This is a genomic window from Chromobacterium sp. LK1, assembly GCF_001043555.1.
Lineage (GTDB): Bacteria > Pseudomonadota > Gammaproteobacteria > Burkholderiales > Chromobacteriaceae > Chromobacterium > Chromobacterium aquaticum.
In genome coordinates this window covers 1-503 of sequence record NZ_LDUI01000084.1, presented here as the reverse complement: position 1 = coordinate 503, position 503 = coordinate 1, and the positions used below count along the sequence as shown (strand labels likewise).

The 503-nt window shown below is 65.2% G+C and carries 2 protein-coding genes; both read right to left on the bottom strand.

Annotated features, from left to right (window positions below):
- The coding region (locus VI26_RS22930) for a hypothetical protein (protein ID WP_048412068.1) at positions 1-319 on the bottom strand (319 nt) is incomplete at its 3' end.
- Between the two features lie 23 nt (positions 320-342).
- Entirely contained in the window at positions 343-483 is a 141-nt protein-coding gene (locus VI26_RS25355) for a hypothetical protein (RefSeq protein ID WP_369799224.1), read from the bottom strand.
- Positions 484-503 lie beyond the last annotated feature (20 nt).

The window sequence follows — 503 nt, the reverse complement described above, 5'->3', positions numbered from 1 at the left end:
CCTGGCGCGCCAGCGCCATATTGCTGAACCCCGCCTGCCGGTAGCACAGCCGCGCGCAAGTATCCCGGTTGCGCCACGCGCCGGACGCCCACATCGCCAGGATGGCGGCGTGGGCGCATTCCTGATCGCCATGCCGTTGCTGCCAACGGCGAAACTCCGCCAGCGCCTGCTTGATCTCCTGATTGATCGCCGCGGTGTTGGCCGGATACGCCGGGTGATCATCCACCAAGGCAATCGCTCCGATGCGCGCCTCGTAGGCGATGATCAAGCGCGCGGCGCGCTTGAGCGCGTCGTTGTGCTGCTTCAATAGCTTCATCATGGCAGTGCCCTCCATCCAAACCGTCAGAACAATCGATTGACCTGGCTCAGGCCCTGTTTCAAGCGCTGCTGCACCGGCTCCAGCAAGGCCTGCGCTTCCTCGCTGCTGAACAGCAGCGGCTCGTCGCGGCGTTGCAGCAGGGTGAGCAAGGCTTGCAGGCCCAGATGGGCGGCGCGCAGATCGA